The 20795-nt window shown below is 37.3% G+C and carries 15 protein-coding genes and 2 other RNA genes; all 17 read right to left on the reverse strand.

Annotated features, from left to right (window positions below):
* Positions 1-38: 38 nt before the first annotated feature.
* Positions 39-1544: an extracellular solute-binding protein gene (locus tag J2Z23_RS00675; protein WP_209972936.1), complete on the reverse strand. Its 1506-nt coding sequence runs from the start codon at positions 1542-1544 to the stop codon at positions 39-41.
* Between the two features lie 421 nt (positions 1545-1965).
* A complete protein-coding gene (locus J2Z23_RS00680) occupies positions 1966-3498 on the reverse strand; it encodes an extracellular solute-binding protein (protein WP_209972938.1) in 1533 nt (510 codons plus the stop codon).
* A 125-nt stretch (positions 3499-3623) separates the two neighbouring features.
* A complete protein-coding gene (locus J2Z23_RS00685) occupies positions 3624-4487 on the reverse strand; it encodes a carbohydrate ABC transporter permease (RefSeq protein WP_057984089.1) in 864 nt (287 codons plus the stop codon).
* Between the two features lie 13 nt (positions 4488-4500).
* Positions 4501-5469, reverse strand: a complete 969-nt coding sequence (locus J2Z23_RS00690) for an ABC transporter permease (RefSeq protein ID WP_082881423.1) — start codon at positions 5467-5469, stop codon at positions 4501-4503.
* A gap of 149 nt (positions 5470-5618) precedes the next feature.
* A complete protein-coding gene (locus J2Z23_RS00695) occupies positions 5619-6677 on the reverse strand; it encodes a LacI family DNA-binding transcriptional regulator (RefSeq protein ID WP_057984087.1) in 1059 nt (352 codons plus the stop codon).
* A 647-nt stretch (positions 6678-7324) separates the two neighbouring features.
* Positions 7325-7690: a transfer-messenger RNA gene (gene ssrA, locus J2Z23_RS00700) on the reverse strand.
* A 152-nt stretch (positions 7691-7842) separates the two neighbouring features.
* A complete protein-coding gene (locus J2Z23_RS00705) occupies positions 7843-7992 on the reverse strand; it encodes a hypothetical protein (RefSeq protein WP_165589589.1) in 150 nt (49 codons plus the stop codon).
* A 60-nt stretch (positions 7993-8052) separates the two neighbouring features.
* A complete protein-coding gene (locus tag J2Z23_RS00710) occupies positions 8053-9288 on the reverse strand; it encodes an MFS transporter (protein ID WP_338011599.1) in 1236 nt (411 codons plus the stop codon).
* Between the two features lie 53 nt (positions 9289-9341).
* A complete protein-coding gene (locus J2Z23_RS00715) occupies positions 9342-10469 on the reverse strand; it encodes a Gfo/Idh/MocA family protein (RefSeq protein ID WP_057984082.1) in 1128 nt (375 codons plus the stop codon).
* A 31-nt stretch (positions 10470-10500) separates the two neighbouring features.
* Positions 10501-11304 (reverse strand): sugar phosphate isomerase/epimerase family protein, encoded by an 804-nt coding sequence (locus tag J2Z23_RS00720; protein WP_057984081.1) that lies wholly within the window; start codon positions 11302-11304, stop codon positions 10501-10503.
* A 292-nt stretch (positions 11305-11596) separates the two neighbouring features.
* On the reverse strand, positions 11597-12064 hold the full coding sequence (smpB, locus tag J2Z23_RS00725; RefSeq protein ID WP_057984079.1) for an SsrA-binding protein SmpB: 468 nt from the start codon (positions 12062-12064) through the stop codon (positions 11597-11599).
* Positions 12065-12149: 85 nt separating this feature from the next.
* Entirely contained in the window at positions 12150-14468 is a 2319-nt protein-coding gene (gene rnr / locus J2Z23_RS00730; protein WP_057984077.1) for a ribonuclease R, read from the reverse strand.
* 21 nt (positions 14469-14489) lie between these two features.
* Positions 14490-15236: an alpha/beta hydrolase gene (locus J2Z23_RS00735; RefSeq protein WP_057984074.1), complete on the reverse strand. Its 747-nt coding sequence runs from the start codon at positions 15234-15236 to the stop codon at positions 14490-14492.
* Positions 15237-15432: 196 nt separating this feature from the next.
* Positions 15433-15663 carry a preprotein translocase subunit SecG gene (gene secG, locus J2Z23_RS00740; protein WP_057984073.1) on the reverse strand — a complete coding sequence of 77 codons (231 nt, stop codon included), beginning with the start codon at positions 15661-15663 and terminating at the stop codon, positions 15433-15435.
* A gap of 184 nt (positions 15664-15847) precedes the next feature.
* A non-coding RNA gene (gene ssrS, locus J2Z23_RS22865) (6S RNA) lies at positions 15848-16042 on the reverse strand.
* 316 nt (positions 16043-16358) lie between these two features.
* Positions 16359-18410 (reverse strand): hypothetical protein, encoded by a 2052-nt coding sequence (locus J2Z23_RS00745; protein WP_057984068.1) that lies wholly within the window; start codon positions 18408-18410, stop codon positions 16359-16361.
* Between the two features lie 28 nt (positions 18411-18438).
* Positions 18439-20724 carry an AraC family transcriptional regulator gene (locus J2Z23_RS00750; protein WP_209972941.1) on the reverse strand — a complete coding sequence of 762 codons (2286 nt, stop codon included), beginning with the start codon at positions 20722-20724 and terminating at the stop codon, positions 18439-18441.
* Between the last annotated feature and the right edge of the window lie 71 nt (positions 20725-20795).

Below are 20795 nucleotides of genomic sequence, written 5' to 3' on the forward strand. Positions count from 1 at the left end.
TCCCTCTAGAAAGCAGAGGGATCTTAACCTTACTGCAATTAATTTAACTCTGCTTCTTGCATTCTATTGTAAGCCTCTTCATATATGTCTATTAATTCTTGTACACCTAAATCTTCTATTTCTTGCACATAGGCATCCCATTCACTTAAATCTCGTTTTCCAATGATAAATTTAGCAATTTCTTCATCACGATGCTTCGTAATGGCTTCTCCTTGAATGGCTATGACCTTTTGTTCTTCCTCTGAAAACGCAGGAACTGGGACAATCGGTGCATCGTATTGTGGATTTTCTTTATACGCTTGTTTTACTTCATCACTAAACAGGACCATATGAGAATCATAATCAAACCATGAATAGGTTGAATATAAGGATATCCCTGTCTCTGTACGTAGTTCTGATGGGCTTGGATAGTCTTCAATCCACTTTTTCTCCCCATCTTCTTCTACATATGTTTCCCCTTCAATTCCCCAGCTTAAAGCATCTTTCCCTTCCTCAGAAAAGGTCCAGTCAATAAATTGAATAACTGTATCTGTATGTTCAGAATTTACTGCAATGGAATATCCTCTTTGTTGCGTATGTGCTGAATAATCTAATTGTGGGCCTTCAGAGAAACCGGCTGGAGGTGGCATATTAACTAACGTATAGTCTTCATTTTCTTTACGGTTTGCGACATTAAACATATCAATTCTTGAAATATAGTCTTGTGTAATAAAGGATGTGTTGGTAGACATTAATTCTTGCCATCCCGCTACATCTAGCGATAAGAAGTCTTGAGGTATTAAACCTTCTTGATAAAACTTATTAAGATACTCTAGCATGACACGATAATTTTCCTCGAGAGGTCCGTAACGCCACTCATCTTTTTTGCTATCATAGTAGTAATTCCAATCTGTTCCAAAGTTTGCTGCGAAGTTTCGGATCTTGTCTGTGCCATTACGGAAACCGAGTGGATAACTTTCTGGATAGATTTTCTTCAATTCTTGTAAAACGGTGTGAAGCTCATCCCAATTATTAGGTATCTCTAAATCATGCTCAGCAAAAATATCTTTCCGGTACAACCAAAGCATTCGATTCGTTTCCCCAATCCCAATATTAGGTGAAACATACATTTTTCCATCGTGGGAAAGAGCTGCTCTAGCTGCATCTGGAAATTGATCCATCCAAGCTTGTAAATTAGGCATGTTCTTAATATGATCCAATAAATTGACTAAAGCTCCTTGTGAACCGTATTTATTCCCTGTCGCGTAATCTGGCATACCGATTAAGTCTGGCAATTCCCCTGAAGCAATTACAAGATTTAAAGACTCATTATAAGGTTCTGCAGCGATGGTAATATCCATATTCATATTACCGCCATCTTCCATTAAGTCCCATACCAGCCAATCTTCATCAGTCGGCCAGCTTGGGTGTTCATTCGTATAAAATGTAATCGTTGGCCTATCTTTATTTGAAGCCAATTCAGTAGTAGATGAATCATCTGAGCAACCTATCATTAGGCCAGGAACAAACACCATCATAATTATAAAAGAAATCACCTTTTTCATTGGTTAAGCTCCTTTAAAATGTAAATTCACTTGCAGTGAACCGATTTTAGCATCAAATCCGAACAGCGTTGATTTTACGCTTCAGGTCGACGCTTCCCGAGAGGCCAGCAGGGTGCAAGCCACACAGGCAATGCAACGTACAGGAAGTATAAGTGCAGCAGGCGAAGCAACAGAGTGTTACGCTTTGAGCCTGTCGCCAGATGAGCGCGTATTGAGCCTGTGTTCTTTGACGGTGAGCTTCCTCGTCGCTATATGTTCCTGTAGGAACCTCAACTGTCACGCTAATCCCCCAGGATTCGCCATCATCCGCTTCATTTTTGTGTATCTTTATTCGATATTCCATCCACTTAAGAACTTAATTCCAAGTAATTTCTTTCTCCTTTCGTTAGCTCTCTAAGAGGTAGAGAGGGCTAAGCTGTAACTAGTTTAACTCCACTTCTTGCATTCTCTTATAAGCCCCTTCATATATTTCTATTAATTCTTGCACACCTAAATCTTCTATTTCCTTCACATACGCATCCCATTCTCCCAAATCCCGTTTACCAATGATAAATTTAGCAATTTCTTGATCTCGATGCTTTTTAATCGCTTCCCCTTTAATCGCCATGATTTCCTGCTCTTCCGGGGTAAAGGATGGTACAGGCACGATTGGTGCATCATATTGAGGAGATTCCTCATAAGCCTGCTTTACATCATCACTAAATAAAATCATATGGGCATCATAATCAAACCAAGAATAAGTTGAATATGTGGACAACCCGGTATCAATTCGTAGCTCCGCTGGGCTTGTATAATCCTTCATCCACTTCTTTTCACCATTTTCTTCGGTGTAAGTTTCCCCTTCAATGCCCCAACTCAACTTACCTCTTCCATCTTCGGAAAATGTCCAATCAATGAATTCGATCGCTTTATCGATATGTTTAGAGTTTACCGCCACCGAGAATCCGCCATCATTTGTATGGGCAGAATAGTTTAATTGTTCCTCACCAGGAGAACCAGCCGGTGGTGCCATATGTTTGATCGTATAATCAGGATTGGATTCACGATTAGTAATGTTAAATTCATCAATTCTGCCAATATAATCTTGTGTAATAAATGATGTATCAGTAGATATCAATTCCTGCCATCCCGCTGTATCTGTTGATAAGAAATCTGGTGGTATTAATTTCTCTTGATAAAACTTATTGAAATACTCGATCATTCCGCGATAGCTCTCTTCCATTGGCCCATATCGCCATTCATCCTTCGCTTCATCATAATAATAATCCCAATTCGTCCCAAAATTAGATGCGAAGTTAACCAATTTGTCTGTGCCATTACGGAAACCGAATGGATAGCTTTCTGGATAGATTGATTTTAACTCCTGTAAAACTTTGTAAAGTTCATCCCAGTTATTAGGTGTTTTTAAACCATGTTCCTCGAAAACATCCTGACGATACATCCACAACATCCGATTGGTTTCCCCAATTCCAGTATTAGGTGATACATACATCTTTCCATCATGTGAAAGTGCCCTTCTTGCCTCATCTGGAAATTGTTCCATCCATGCTTGTAAGTTAGGCATTTTATCAATATGGTCTAATAAATTTACTAAAGCCCCATCAGCCCCATATTCATTAGGCGTTCCATAATTCGTCATTCGCATAATATCAGGTAAATCCCCAGAAGCTATTACAAGATTTAAAGACTCTCCATAAGGTTCCGCAGCAATCGTCAGTTCAAGATCCATATTGACTTCATCCTCTATGATGTCCCATACGATCCAATCTTCATTTGTCGGCCAACTTGGGTGTTCATTCGTATATAATTTTATCGTCGGTCTATCTTCAGCAGCTCCAGAATCGGCAGTTTTATCTGCGGACGAATTCGCATCACCAGATGAATTGCTTGAGCAGGCTACTAACATCGTGAACACAAACAACAATATTACGAAATAAGAAATCAATTTATTCATCCGTGAATCCCCTTTCAATTTCCTTTGCTTTAAAAACTAATAATATCTGTTGTTCTTAAGCATCTTTCATATACCATGCCAAATGCTTCCTTCCAATCATTTCATCTAAACCAAACATGACTCTATTAATCTTTTAATGAACCAATCATCACTCCTTTAACAAAGTATTTTTGGAGAAATGGATATAATAAAAGGATTGGAAGCGTTGAAACAAGGATCGTTGCATATTGAATAGATTCTTGAATCACCACTGCATCTGTTCCTGACACTGAAGCCATTTCTTCCACAAGCACCATATTTCTCAGGATGATTTGCAATGGATAAAGGGCATTATCCCTTAGGTATAAAAGTGGCAGCATAAAGTTATTCCAAATGCCCACTGCATAAAACAAACCAATTGTTGCTAACACTGGCTTAGATAATGGTAAAACAATCCGAATAAAGATCCCGATATCATTTAACCCATCGATTTTAGCGGATTCCTCTAGTTCACTCGGTATTGTGGCCGAAAAGAAGGTTCTCATAATAATTAGATTCCAGGTAGATACGGCTCCTGGCAGTACCATCGCCCAAACCGTATCCATTAAACCTAAATTTTTAACGATAAGAAAAGTTGGAATCATTCCACCGCTAAATAAAATGGTAAAGACAATCATAAGCATAAAACCCTTACGAAAAATCATTCTTTTCTTTGATAATGCATAGGCTCCCATTGCCGTAATAATTAACGATATGACTGTTCCTAACGTTACATAAATAAGCGTATTTAAGTATCCTGTACCAATTCTGGAGTCACTTAAGACATGTACATAGTTTTTTAATGTTAAATCCTTTGGGATTAAATTAACATCTCCTCTCATAACATGAACATCTCCACTTAATGAGACAGCAATCATATGAAGGAATGGATAAATTGTAACCAAGGCAACTCCTAATAAAATAATGACATTCACTATGGTAAACGTCGTGATTTTTCTTCTACTTTTCATTTATAACCCCTCCTTACCAGAGACTTTCTTGGCCAGATTTCTTTGAAAAATAATTGGCAGCAAATAAGAAAATAAAACTTATAACACCTAGAAATAAACCGATTGCTGTAGCATAGCTGTAATTCCCATGAACTAATCCAACACGATAAACGTAGGTAGAAATAATATCTGCCGTCTCATAGGTAACCGGGTTGTAAAGTAAAAAGACCTTTTCAAACCCTATTTCTAATACTTGACCAATATTTAAAATTCCCACTATGAAAATCGCAGGTAATATCCCAGGAATCGTAATATACCTTAATTTTGCAAATCTACCTGCACCATCTATTTCAGCTGCCTCATATAATTGAGGGTTAATCCCTGTTAATGCAGCTAAAAAAATAATCGTTTCCCAGCCCATATGCTGCCAAATTTCCGATGAGACAAAAATGGTACGAAATAATTCAGGGGTAATCATCCAATTGATTGAATCGATCCCTAAATGAGAGATCATTCGATTGACTACTCCATCCGCAGAAAGAAAAACAACAATCATACTTGCAACAACAACATTGGAGATAAAATGAGGTAAGTAGCTAACGGTTTGGACAAAGCGTTTAAAAAACATATTTTTCACTTCATTCAATAAAAGAGCAAAGATAATTGGAATGGGGAATCCAAAAATAAATTTATAAAGCCCTAATAAAAAAGTGTTGCGTAATAAAACGAAAAAATCCGGACTCTCAAAAAACATCTTGAAATATTTTAGTCCAACCCATTCACTATTCCACACACCAGTAAATAGGTTATAATCTTTAAATGAAATAATAATCCCGAACATCGGTGCATAATGGAAAATTAAGTAGTAAAGTAAGCAAGGCGCAAAGAGAATTAATAAATATTTACTATCATTTAGCTTTTTCATAAAAGATTTTCGCTTTTTCACTTTGACTTTTGCCTTCACAGCCAGCTTATTTGTTTCTACAGTGCCTAAGCCCTTCATAAACCTCTACCTCCTTTTATAATTATAAAAATTTAACTTTCGACAGAAAACGCTTTCAATTGAACTAACCTACTATGAGCTTAGTAATCGATTACTATATATTTTAATAGTAATCGATTACTAAAAAGGCGGGTATTATGTTGATTTAGTTATTTGAAAAGAAATACTTTATCTAAAACTTTTGTAGATTGACGCTCGATCACTTTCGGTTGTAAGATAATATCCACTTGTTTAGTTTCTTCTCCATCTAATTGATCCAGTAGAAGATTACATGCCATCCTTCCCATCTCATAATCTGGTTGTTGGATTGTTGTTAAAGGAGGTGTCATCATCTGGGAAAATTCAATGTTATCAAAGCCGATAACAGACATTTGCTGAGGAACCTTTATCCCTTGGTTAGCTAATTCATTCATCACGCCAAATGCAGTCATATCATTACAAACAAATATAGCTGTCGGTAAATCAGAACATTGTAATAATTTTTTAGTTAGGTCAATACCATTTTTAAACTCATAGTTTCTTTCAGATATTTCCTCTTCCCTTGAAGCAATTTGAATCCATTCCCTTTCGACTTCAATTTCGTATTTTTCCAACGCCTGCTGGTAACCTTCATATATACTAAGTCGACTTGGCCTGGTTAATGGGGAACTTATAAACGCAATTTTTCTATGGCCTTTTTCTATTAAATGCTCTGTTGCCAAAAAACCCCCTTTTCTAAAATCAAATTGAATTTGACTACTTTCCAATCCCTCAATTGTTTGGTCAAATGCTACAACATTTAGCCCTTTTTGAACTAAAGCTTCAACCAATTCTTTATTAGAAGAAATGGATGAAACAATTAACCCCCTTACCTGTTTTTCAAATAGTGTTTTTAAATATTCCTCTTCCAGTTCTGAGCTGCGATGAGAGTTACATAAAAGCACATGATAACCTCTACTCCTAGCAATATCTTCAATTCCTAAAACAATGGAAGAATAAAAAGGATTAGTAATCGAGGGGATGATTACACCTATAGTCATGCTATTATTTGTTTTCAATTGTCTGCCAATCATATTAGGTATATAATTTAATTCCTTTGCTACTTCCTTTATTCTCTCTTTTAACTCGTTACTAACTGGATAGTTACTATTGCTTAAAACACGTGAAACCGTAGCTGTCGAAGTTTTTGCTTTTCTAGCTATATCATAAATGGTTGTCTGTTTTTTCATTTCTTCCTCACCTTAAAAGTAATCGATTTCTGTAAACATTTCTAATCCCTATTTGAAACTTAGAATATTCTTCGGAATTAAACAATCTGAGTAATATAAACCCCTTAACGTTTTTCCTTCTGTTCATCAAATAACAAATTCGGTTTGAGAACAAAGAAATCCCAATAACATTCATGCTGTAACAACAAAGTCAATTTAAAATATCTAGTTCATATCTCGCTCCATTTAACTAAATTAACACAAGGTTCTGATATCTTCAAAAATAGCTTCTCTATTCTTACCACAATTTCTCTGTGTTATTAATTTACTGGAGGAACTTCTAGAAGACAAGTCTTTTAAATGTCTTTTTATGACCTTTAACTGTCTTTTAATCACTGAACTTTTGAAAAGTTAGTTTATTAATAGTCTACTTAGCTTTGTTTACTGCTATTTATCAGGATTTGTTTATTGAGGTCATTTGCAAGCAATCTCCATCTTTGGTTTCTTCATGTTAATTCAAGGATGAAAATCGATGTCTACGTTTTTTCAAAGTGTCTAAGATCTCTGACACTTGATTTAGAGCAAAAAATAAAGCATAAAGTTTCCAAACGGAAATTTTATGCTTAGATTCTTATAAAAATATAAAAAAAACCACCAAAATATGTATTTGGTGGAGACGGAGGGAGTCGAACCCTCGTCCAGAAATATCGCCACTTAAGCGTCTACGAGTGTAGTCGATATATTATTGTTTCGCAACTTCTTCAGCCTATCGACAGGCTTCCAAAGTGCTAGCCTGATTCATCTCTTCCTTGGCCCCCAGGCGGAGAGCTTCCGGCGTATCCCACTAAGAGTGAGTCCCTTACCCTACCACATGGGCGATGGAGGGAGGAACCGCATTAGGCCTTAATTAGGCAGCTAGTGCGAAGTTATTGTTTTCTTTGCCAGTTATTATTGGCGTTGACGTTTTGACGAGGCCGATCCCCTCGACTCGCAACCTAAGCTCAAACTATCCCTGTCGAATCCGTAACGTCCCCATTATAATATGGAATGAGGAGATAATCTCCGGCTCCAATCCAAGCGGGAACTCGAAATAGATAAAGCCAATTGCTTACGTTTCTTATTATAACACATCAACACAAAACATCAAGGATTCACGATTGCCAATATTTGCTGCCTACGAATCAGCTCACTTAAAGATCTGCTCAAGCTCAAATGTTACATGATCGAAAAGAAAGGATTGGACAATCTCAGGATGTTTATAAGTATTTGTTTCAGTTACTTCATTTTCTTCAAAATAGTCAATCGTAATGTCACGATTGAATCGATTGACAATCATGCTATTTCACCTTATAGCGATATTAGCTAATGAACCACAAATTGACAAACATATAATCCTTTATAGATCTACTCCCTCAGAATCAGCTTTCACTTTGTATTTCGCGTCTTTTCGGATCCACATCCACAAAAGACTGAAACCAACAGCACCGAACATTGCGATCCCTGTGCTTACTTGATACATCATTTGCGGCCCAAATGTTCCAAACAACCAGCCACCAAAAAATCCGGCAATAATCCCTGAAATGCCTCCCCATGTAAGGGCATAGACGGCTTGTCCACTTGCCCGTAATTCAACAGGGATCAATTCAGCCGTTAATGTCGTTCCTATGTAATAATAACCACCAAAACTAATACTATGAAGCATTTGAATAAAGATAATTTGCACTGGTGATACCGCAATCGACATAAGGTACCAGCGAAACACAAATAATAAACTGACAACAATCAAACAGCCAATCATAACTGGGATATTTCGTTTTAAATAGCGATCAAACAATAGAAATACAGGCACTTCAAAAATAGCGGTCAAAAAGGCGGCCCAACCAATTAGAACAACAGATCCTCCTAATTGGTCAATATATAAAGAATTGAAAGTTTGATTCATCGAATTTGGCACTGAAATCAAAACCCCTAATAAAACAAACACTAGAAAGTATTTATTTCCAAATAAAGCTTGTCCATATCCGCCTTTTGCTATTTTCTTTGTCCCTTCTACTTTTCCAGTTGGCAGCTTAATCGTAAACAAAATCGTTAGAAACAACATGGCACTATAAACGATCCAAAGATTATCAATCCCAATCCAATCAATTAATGGACTAACTGCAACAGCCAATAGTGCCCAGCCTAGGGAGCCCCATAGTCGAAACGAGCCAAATTTATAGCTTGTCCCTTCAATTGTGTTCAAGATCAAACTATTGCTTTGTGAAAATAATGGAGTTTGGAAAAGAAAAAAACAAAGCATTGCAATAAACGCCCATACCATTGAATCAAATTGAAAAACAAATTGCACTATAATTAAGTTACCTATCAGCATAATCACTAAAATACGGCGAATATTCTGTAGGCGATCACTCCAATATCCCCAGAAAGGATTGGCAAAGATTGAAACGAACGGTCCACCGGCCATAAGCATGCCAATGGCCATTTTATTAAACCCTGCACTTTGAAAATAAAGTGGAAAAAAAGAAAGTAAAATTGAAATAGAACCGTAAAGAAAAAAATTAAACAGTTTAACATGATTTAGAGTACTTTTGTTTACTACATTTACATGAGCCAAGCAAATGTTCCTTTCCAAATTGGAATTATTTTGCAGCCAGTAGCCCCTTAAAGAGAAGCTACCAGCTTATCTTATAATGAAATAGCGGTCGACATTGATTTTTCCATTACTTCTGCTGCGGAAACTTCTTCCCCTCGTCGATCTGATAGATAAATGGCTTCACTTATTAACATTGTTTGCAAGGCAATATTTGCCGTTGGTAAAAGCTTTACTCTTCCCTGCAGTGCTGCGATCCAATGCTGCTGCGATGAATCATAGGCATCTTCATTTTCTCTTAGACGATGGCGGCGAATATCCATCGCGTTAAGGTCAACAGTACTATTCAAATCAAGATCGCTTACTGTCGAGAAAAAACTAAATGGTGTTGCTTCTCCTCCAGCTCTCATGGAAGGCAAACGAATACCACCTAAAGAACCTAAAACACTAGATGCTTCAAAATCCCCCATATGAGCTGACCATGCTTCCCTTATATCAAGGGTTAACCCATCTGCAAATTTCACGAACCCTAGCGCTAATTCCTCCACATCAAATTGACTTTCCGCTCTTCTCACTGGATCCATTTCCATTTCTTGATAAACCTTCCCGGAAATTCTAGTCGGTATCGGGCTATCTAACAAATATAACATTTGTGCAATATGGTACACGCCCATATCAATTAGCGCCCCACCAGTTGCCGTTGCTTTATTCGTAAAAAACTTAGTCCCATACCCATCCACAAATGGTCGTCCTCTTCTTCGAAAACCATTAGAACGTGCATGATAAAGTTTTCCTAGTTTTCCATCATCAATTAAAGCTTTCGCTGCCTTTGTTTCTTTTTGATAAAGCGTTCCCAATTGAATATGCAACATTTTTCCGGTTTCTTTTGCTGTTTCTACCATTGCATTTCCATCAAAATAAGTGCCAGCGATCGGCTTTTCACAGTAAACATGCTTACCAGCCTTTAATGCAGCGATCGAAATCGGTGCATGAAAATTATTATGCAGGCAAACATCCACAGCTTCAATATCATCTCTTGCTAATAGATCGCGGAAGTCTGTATACACATGTTTAATTTTATATTTAGCGGCAACTCTTCTTGCTTCTTGCTCATTTTGGTCACATATTGCAACGACCTCTACATCTTCTATCGCCTCATATAACGCCAAATGTCTTTTACCAATTTGCCCTACTCCGATGATGCCAATTCGAATCTCCCGCATAGTCCCCCTCCATTTTCCATTATGCTTCATGCTACTCTTCCGTTTTTTTAATCAATCGTTTCACTGCACCTAATAACCATTCGATTTCGATATATTGATGTTTCTCTGCATTATGTTCAACACTCCAATATCCATCATATCCACAATCTTTTAACATCCTAATTATACTTTCTCCATTTTCGGCTGTAGCTGTTCTCGCATCAAAATGTGTATGACAAACCCATGGAGCAATCATTTCATCTCCAATACTCTCATCCTCTTGCCAGCGCCCAATATGTAATAAAATGCCAAAATTTGGATGATGAACAGCTTCAGCGATTTTCTTTAAGTTTTTCGGACTTAATGAAGGACCTGTATGATTTTCTGGGCCAATCTTATAACCTAGATTAGCTGCCCGATCACAGAATTCCTTGTAGCGTTTTACAATATATTCAAATTGCTCTTCTTCCATCCCCATTGCAAAATCTGGATGTGAGCCGAAATGTCCCCCTGTATCAATCCGAATTGTTTTAGCTCCAAGTATTTCACCGACTTTTAAATGTTTCAGGGCATTTTGATAAAGAATTTCGCGTTTTGCTTGATCTGGATCCCATATATGTGCCCCATCAATTGCATAATTTGCTAAAGTCATTTCTCTCTCATCTAATGCTTCACGAACCTTTTTTATATACTCTTCCTCGGGAACCTCAAAACTACGATTGGCAAACTGCCCATTCCAAAAATCAACTGTATCCAAACCATATCGATATTTAACCGCTTCCAAATATCCGAAAATATCCATTTTCCCTTCATACATCGTATTTCTAAATGAATATCCCCCAATGGATAATTTCATAGATAAATAGCCTCCCTTGTCAGTTAATGCTAATCTTATTTTACCATTATTTTCAAACTACTCCATATTTTTGTTTTATTCTCCATAAATGCATTAAGCCGCTATTGGCTGAAGTTTGCATAATTGTAACTTAAGAGATAGATTCAACAAAAAAAGTTGTCCAGCATTAGTTTATGCGCTGTCCAACTTTTTCATCACTAAAAAAACTTTAATTTTCCCATCAAGGTTGAGAGGGAAGGGAGAAATCCTTATCCTCCCTATTTACACATCTTGCACATTTATGGGCTTATCATTACATTTTTTGCCGTTCGCGAAAAGCCCTTTCGATATCTCGTTTCGCTTCTTTTCGTTTTAAATCTTCGCGTTTATCATATTTCTTTTTCCCTTTGGCGAGTCCAATTAATACTTTTGCATAGCCATTTTTTATATAAATTTTTAGCGGGATGATCGAGTAGCCTTGTTCTTTTGACTCTCCAATTAATTTACTGATTTCTTTACGATGCAATAATAATTTTCTTGTACGCAAAGGGTCATGATTATAGCGATTCCCTTGTTCATATGGACTAATATGGACATTATGTAAGAATAATTCACCATTATGAATCCGTGCAAAGGAGTCTTTTAAATTGACCCTCCCAGCCCGAATGGATTTAATTTCTGTCCCCTGTAAAACCATTCCAGCTTCGTAAGTTTCCTCAATAAAATAATCATGGCGCGCCTTTTTATTTTGCGCAATTAGTTTTCCTTCCCCTTTAGGCATTATCTCCCCCCCTTTAGAATGTGTGTATTTGTTTCTTTATTATACACGAAGAAGAAAAAGGGTAGAAGTCACTCCCCCTACATCGCTATCGACTCTTCTTGCCTGCTTTTTTGCTTTTATTACGATAAGCTTTTTTCTTCTTTTTCCGTGGCGGTCTTGTAGACCATTCTTCATCAGATTGGCTTCCCTGTGGCCCCTTAGATTTATTTCCCTTTTTCAATTTAAGGATTTGTGGTTTTGTTTCACCATCCTGCTTAGGTCGCCTCTGTTTCATTCCCACAATTTCAAAATCAATATCATGTTCATCTTTATTAACTTTGATTACCCGGACAGTAATCTCATCACCAATGCGGTAGACACTTCCTGTTCTTTCCCCTATCATGGCTAAATGTCGTTCATCATAATGATAGTAATCATCTGTCATATAACTTACATGAACAAGACCTTCAATTGTATTAGGCAACTCGACAAATAAACCGAAGTTGGTAATGGAACTAATAATTCCATCAAATTCTTCCCCAATCTTGTCTTCCATATATTCTGCTTTTTTCATTTCATCTGTATCTCGTTCCGCCTCAACGGCACGACGTTCTCTCTTAGATGTATGATCCGCAATATCTGAAAGCTCTGCATTCCATTTTTCTCGTGTTTGCTCATCCAATTTTCCTTCAAATAAATACGTTCGGATCAAACGGTGAACGATTAAATCAGGATAACGGCGGATAGGCGATGTAAAATGAGTGTAGAACTTCGTTGATAAACCGAAATGGCCAATGCTTTCTGGATCATATTTCGCTTGTTGCATCGAGCGTAGCATAACTGTGGAAATCACCATTTCTTCTGGTTTCCCTTTAACTGTCTCAATGATTTCTTGAAGAGCACGTGGGTGTACAGAATTTGCCGTTCCACGGACAATCAATCCAAAATTTGTAATAAACTCAAAGAATCTTTGCAGTTTATCTTCTTTTGGATCTTCATGAATCCGATAAATAAATGGAACATCCATCCAATGGAAACGCTCTGCCACTGTTTCATTAGCAATTAACATAAATTCTTCAATGATCCGTTCTCCAATCGATCGTTCACGTATCACTACATCAGTCGGTTTTCCATCCTCATCCACTAAAACCTTAGCCTCTTTAAAATCAAAATCAATGGCTCCGCGCTTCATTCGTTTCTTTTGTAAAACACCTTGAAGCTCTTCCATCAACTCAAACATCGGGACAAGGGGTTCATATTTCTCCCGTAATTCTTCATCTTTCTCGATTAAAATACGGTTCACAGCTTCGTAGGTCATTCGCTCTGTCGTCTTAATTAATCCGGGAAAGATCTCATGGCTCACTACTTCCCCCTGACCATCAATTTCCATTTCACAAGAGATTGTAAAGCGGTCGACTTGTGGATTTAGTGAACAAATACCATTAGATAAACGATGGGGAATCATTGGAATCACACGATCTACTAAATAAACACTTGTACCGCGCTCATAAGCTTCCCGATCAATCGCGTCTCCCTCACGAACATAGTAACTCACATCAGCAATATGCACACCTAATTTATAATGACCATTTTCTAAACGGGTTAAGGTGACTGCATCATCTAAATCCTTAGCATCTGCTCCATCAATTGTCACAATCGCTTGATCCCGTAAATCGCGCCGATTGGGAATATCCTCTTCATCAACAACATCCGGTATTTGGTTAGCTTGTTCCATGACCTCTTCTGGGAAAGCCAGCGGGAGTTCATGCTGGTGGATAATCGATAAGATATCAATACCCGGATCATTTTTATGCCCAAGAATTTCAGTGATTTCTCCTTCAGCATTTTTCCGATCTTCAGGGAATGTTGTAATATGGACAACAACCTTATGACCATCGATCGCCCCCATGCTCTTATTTTTTGGAATAAAAATATCGTCGGCAATCTTTTTATCATCGGGAATCACAAAGCCAAAATATTTAGATTCAGAGTATGTTCCGACAACTTTTTCAGAACCACGTTTTAAAATTCGAACGACTGTACCTTCCCGTCGTGTTCCTTTGCTTTCGTTTGCAATCCGGACCAAAACATGATCCCCATGCATAGCACCATTCTTCTCATGAGGTGGAATGAAGACATCATCAAGGCTTTTATCATCTGGAACTAAAAAAGCAAAACCTTTCGAATGCCCTGACAAAGTTCCCCGCATCAAATTCATCTTTTCTGGTAAACCATAGCGATTACTTCTTGTTCTCACTACCATACCTTGCTCTTCCATATAAACAAGGGCCTTTACAAGACTTTTAAAATCTTCAGCCTCTGTAACTTGTAAATCCTCTTCGATCTCACTAACAGTGAGCGGTTTTGCTTTTTCCTGCAGATAATCTAATACTTTATCTATAAAAATCTGTCTATTCTCATCCATTTCCAAGCCCTCCTTGGTCACCTACTCCGTCCAATCTAAGCTTTCGAGAAATTGATAAATATCCTCATGAAGGATTTCCTTTTCCGGACCTAAAGTAATCACATGTCCAGATTTTTCATACCATTTAATATCTTTCTGGGATGATTCCACCTCATCGTAAATGATATTGGCACTTTCTGGATTAATCATTTGGTCATTTCTTGCTTGTACGACAAACATGGGATTATAAATCATATCTACAGATCCTCGAACATCCGCAATCAATTCCTGTAAAGCTTTTAAAGTGTTCATGGGTGTTTTTTTAAATTCAATCATTTCTTGTTCAATTTGTTCCGCTGATTTTCCTTCAAATTGTTTATATTCTTTTGCATACTGTACAACTCCGTCATACATTGCTTCCTCTGTTTTAAAAAATACGGGGGCACACATGGGAATTATTCCCTTTACAGGTACAGTGTATCCCAGTTTCAAAGAAAAAACACCACCAAGCGAAAGTCCGGCAACAGCGATTTCCTCATGTCCCAAATCTTTTAAGTGTTGGTAACCATTCATCACGTCCTGCCACCAATCCTCTGGACCTGTATGAAGCAACTCTTCGGGCGGAACACCATGTCCTTTATAGATAGGTGCATGACTTGTATAACCTTTCTTTTCAAGAAAACGTGCTAGCATCCGAACATCCGCACTATTTCCTGTAAATCCATGTAATAATAAGACAGCTCTCTTACCTGCTTTAAATGTAAATGGCTGTGGTGCTTTAATCTTCATTTTTCAAAACTCCATTTCTTTATATCTATCCGGTGGACCTCTTAGTTTAGTTTAAACAAAGATCGAGCGAACAATCCAGAAAAATGATCGTTATTCTGCTAATTTCTCTATAACTAAGTGGTAGAACTTATCGAACTAAAATAGCCAAAAAAATAAAAAACCTGGCCAATATTGACCAGGTTTCGAATTCAAGTATTTATTCAAACATAACCACGGCAATAGCAAATATAAAAAACAAAACTGAAAGGATTACCGTCGTACGTTGAAGTATCAAATCCATTCCTCGCGCTTTTTGCTTTCCAAATAATTGCTCAGCGCCTCCAGAAATAGCTCCAGAGAGTCCAGCACTCTTTCCAGATTGAAGTAAAACAACACCTATAAGTGCGATAGAATCAATCAATAATAAAACAATGAGCAGTGTGTGCACCAAATTCCCTCCCTAAAACGAACATAAAACGTTAACATAAATGTAACATAAACGAGATAAATGAACAAGTTATATTTTTTATCAACATACTTGCATATGTATTCTATAATATAATCACCCGAAAGAAGCTAGCTTGTTAATAATGAAAAACCAGCTTCAAATTGAAGCTGGATCATAGGCCATTTTAAAAGCCACATTTGCCGTATCTAACTTAAAGAAGTTTTATACACCACTTGACTAAGTGGGTGTTTGCAGAAACCTTCCTGCTTGTCCTCCATGTCTTATAGACAGAGATTTGTCATTTCAGTTTCAATGTAAAACTCCCTAAATTCTAACTAGGTGAAAAACTTAATTAAAGGTACGAACAATGTAGCCTTTAAATGTATATTACTCTTTTTCGAAAGAGATATCAATAGAAATTACTTACATAATATTTTTTTCAGTGGAAAAGGGGGCGGAACTACGCCAAAGAATATCTATTCATCACTCATGAGTAAATAAATGGGAAGTACACTTCATTTATGAAACTGAAGTGGCTTCGCTCACACCGCCTTATGGACAAGGGACCTGCTATATCTTTTGCCATGCTTAGTTGTGAGCATTCTCTCATGCTTGTTTTTAGGGTAAAACTTGCTTTATTTGTCTTTGGATCTGCTGTCCTAACAACAACAGCATCTATATTTTTACCGTTTTTTCTATAACCAAGCATGGAGACCTTCGTGCTTTATTTTCCACTCCCCATCATTTGGAAAACCTGGGCCATGCGCATTTGGTGCAGCTTTCCAACCACATGCCATCATCGCTACCGCTGTCAATAAGCCGCCATTTCCCGGTAAATAAGCTGTTAAGCCTGGGCGTTGATAGTTATGACCATTCGCTAAATAAGTATTTTTAGTCGCTTCCATTAATAAAAAATCTACAGCTAATTTCTTTTCTCCCAATCGAGCGGCTGTCATCGCACACATCGGAAAATCCCAGCCCCAAGCACTTTCCCAATCCCACTCTTTATAAACTTTTATGAGTGTATTTCTCATCATTTCATTATCTATTAATGTTCCCGATAAAATGCCCAAAGCCCCTACCATAGATGGATGATCATGATTTTTCTCAGTATAGGTCTGTTCACAATTCTCATGCGCAAGATAGACTCCTTCTTTAACAGGTGGCGTGGAAATCAATTGGGCTACTTTCGTCCACGCAGGATTCGCCTTTACAGTTAATCTTTCTGCCCATTTTATTGCAATGTCTAATCCATATTTCCAATACTCTAATTCATACGGCGGATTCATACTTTCTTCCATTCGGTGACATTCTTGAGCAGGGATTAGTGGGGGGCCAAGTACATAGGCGCCTTTTTCTTCATCCCATTGTGCATAAGAAGCCATGAAATCCGCTGATGTAAAAACCATCTCCTTATATTTTTCCAACAATTCCTCCGTTGGATTAGCCTCATAAAGCAATTCTGCTAGTGCAATTGGATGCGGTTGTTGCCAGATCAATCCTGGAGCGACTGGAGAAGGACTTTGTTTACCATCAATTCCCACCATTTTCGGCCATCTTGCGCCCTCATATCCTTGACTTGTTGCTAAATCCTTTGCCAATGGAAGGATTGTATTATACCAAGCTAAACTCTTCTCAAGAATATGAGCGCGTCCCCATAATGGAAAATGAGCGGCATGCCACCAATGCATTTCTAAATGGAATTTTCCAAACCAACTGTTATACATATACCCTGTCTCTTGCGGTGGCAATGCTCCTCCACTGTGAATCGCACATAAGTATTGTGAAAGAACTATCCTTCTCTCTAATTCAACTGCCCTTGGGTCAGTGCTCCCTGAAAAATCAATCGCTCCACCTGTTTGCCAAAAATCTGCCCAGTGTTTTTGACTTGCTGAAAAGACAGCCTTTCTCTCTACATAAGCAGGATCTTCAGAAGCGAATGATATGGTAAAAGATAGTTCGGGAGACACTCCGTCCGAAGATAAGGTAAATTCATGTCGATCGGTTTGCTTCCAGTTTCCTTGTTCCCAGTGCCAAGACACTTGATAGGAATCATCATCAAGAACTCTTTTTAAGAGAACAGATTGTTCATCCTTTTCGACAATCTCGGTATGATGTCGATCATCTGCCTCCCAATCGGGAAAAGTGGCTTTCGCCCATGCATTGTCCGTAACATCAGGAGCAGGGAATAAAAGTCTCACTTGAATTCTCTGATATTTTAATAAGGAGGATATTATTTTTAGACTAATAATATCTTCATCAGGATGACAAGCTGTATATACCTTAACAGGCACCCCATCAACGGTATATTGACTTTCCACAATCCCTGTCCATAAATGATGCTCTTGATGGATATGCTCAATATTCTCAACGGGAATTTCCTGATGATCTTCAGTTAAAAACCGAAATGCGATTCTTCCTAGCTGTAGGCGATGAGGATTTTGTCTTAACCAATGATAAGCTTCTTCACGATCCTCTGGCTTCATCGGATATTGTACCTGCCTCCCATATGTAGCAAAACTTTGGTAACGGATATCCTCTTCAGTATATAAGTCTTTCCCCCCTGTATAATGCCAGCCCCAATTGGATTGCGTTCCAAGTGGACTTTCATATGCCTCTGGATACGTCTGCAACCCTGTAAAATCAAAACTAAAACCAAACTCCCCATTGCCAACCGATAATGGTGCAAGTGGCTCGATCTTATTAATGTTCGGATTATGTCGTTCAACTAAACATTTTCTATCCATAATTACACCCCTTTATTTATAATTAAGCTCATTCAGCTAAAGGTCGCTTTTTATTTCTTAACATTTCACGGTATTTACCAGGTGTCGTATTTTTATATTTGCGAAAGACGCGAATAAAGCTATTCTCATGTTGATATCCCACATCAAAAGCAATGGTGCCGACTTTTTTATCTGTATTCAACAATAATTCCTCAGCCTTCTCAATTCTTAATCTAGTTAAATAACCATAAATCGTATCGTCCATTTTCTCTTTAAAAATTTGGCTTGCCAAGCTAACACTTATCCCAATCGATTCAGCAATTTCTGTAATTCCGATCGCTTCAGCTAAGTGGTTTTCCATATAGGTAATCATCTTCTCGCACAGAATACTCTCTTTGTTTTCTGCTTGCTTTTTCCACTTTTGGCTTTCTTGTCTAACCTCTTCCTTTAAAAAAGCCCTGATATCATCTAAATAACTAGTAGCTACATGATCTAGTACTGTTCTAGTGGATTCGGCTTGAATTTCTGTTTGCTTTTTACCCCAAATGACAGCCATTATATCGTTTAATTTAGCTTGAACACTCGTTGGGAAGTATTGCTTATTGCGAAATTCTTGAATCATTTCTTCCACAATCTTCTCTCCCTGAGTTTCATCGCCTCCAATAATTGCTTCAGCCAATTGTGCTAACATAGGTTCCATTTTAATTGTTAGATGAGGGCTCTTCACATTGCATTTATGACTATCGATAACACTTCCATATCCTTTATAGAGTCGATATCCAAGCGCTAACTCCGCTTCTAAAACAGCCTCTTTAATGTCTTCTACTTTTTGCTTCGAATGACTAATCCCCACAGATACACTAAAACCTAATAACCGTTCAGTGGTAGATACCGCTTTCATAAAACTATTTACTAGATTATCCGGTGGTCCATCATATTGGAATAAGACAGCCATTTTCCCTTGACCAAAATCCACACATTTATTATAGAATTGTTCTGTAAGAATTTCTGAAATAATATTTTGCAAGGCAAATTTTAATAGAGAATGATCTGTACTCGGAAATTTCTTTAACCATAACGGATAATTATCAATAGAAATAATCGCCACAACTAAACGATGATTATGCCAGTCTCTGAAATAATCATTCCACTTTTCTTTTATTTCCTCGCTTGATTTTACTTCTCCTTGATAAATATCAAGAAGAAATTTTGAAGATGCCTCAAGTTTGATCGTATTTAAGGTTTTAGCTAAATGAGCATGATCATGGATTAATTGACCAGCTACAATCTCTAATTCGTTTAAACCTTGTTTCGAAATATCGCGCTCCTTCCTTATAAATAACTGTTTCATGCGAAAAACTGGCCGGAAGACCTTTATATTTATATAAAGCACAGCAATCATTCCAATAAAAAGAGCAATGAATGATACTAAAAATACAATATGACCAACCTTCCAAGACTTCTCTAGGATACTTTCCTGGGTAACAAGCGAAACATACTGCCAACCTGTAACCGGAGATTGCACTTGACTGGCCAATAGAGTTTCATCTTTAAAAATAAATTCTCCTAATCTTTCCTTTTTAAGATTGGTAATACTATTCTCAAGGCTCTGCTGATCAACTGAATAATTTGATACGGAATAAAGAATTTCATTTTGTTCATCGAGAATAAAGCGGGTACTTTCCAAACCCGTTAGCTGCGGTGGATTGATTTTAGCGAATAATTTTTCTTGCTTTAAATTAACAGCGACTAAGCCTTTAAATTCACCATGGATCAAAATTTTTCGAAATAAGGTAATTTCTGATCCACTACTTTTAGCCCCTTCTGGTACCTCTCTTTTTTTCACAATCATCATCTTATCTTTCAATTCATCAGCTACATCGATCCATTCAGAATCCACAAAAGTCTTTTTCGTTGCACTATAGCCATGGGGGATCGTTACAAAACTCCCATTATTCATATCGTATACATAGATACTCTTAATATTGGAAGAGTTGTTTATCGAAGAGGATAACATTTTATAAATGCTTGTAATCGTCTCATAAGAGTTCTGCTCATTACTTGTAAGGAATTCGTAGACATGGCCATCTAATGCGACTTCCGTTGCAATCCTGTTACTTTCATTGATTACTTCATCAATAAAATTCATACTGATCTGTAACATTTGTTGTTGAGGATCATTTAGTTGTTCTTGAAGAACAGATTTAGATGTAATATACGATGTAATACTGACGATTAGAATAATAAGAAAAATCGTGATCGTTAAAAATAATATGAGGCCCATCTGACTTTTCAGTAAGTTGTATTTAAACCATTTTTGAAATAAATTAGGCATGTATTCCCCCCTCTTTTTTATAGTATACTACATGCCTAATTATAGAATCCTTAGTTGTTTTCTTAATTTTC

Origin of the sequence: Lederbergia galactosidilytica, assembly GCF_017873565.1 — a bacterium.
Lineage (GTDB): Bacteria > Bacillota > Bacilli > Bacillales > Bacillaceae_C > Lederbergia > Lederbergia galactosidilytica.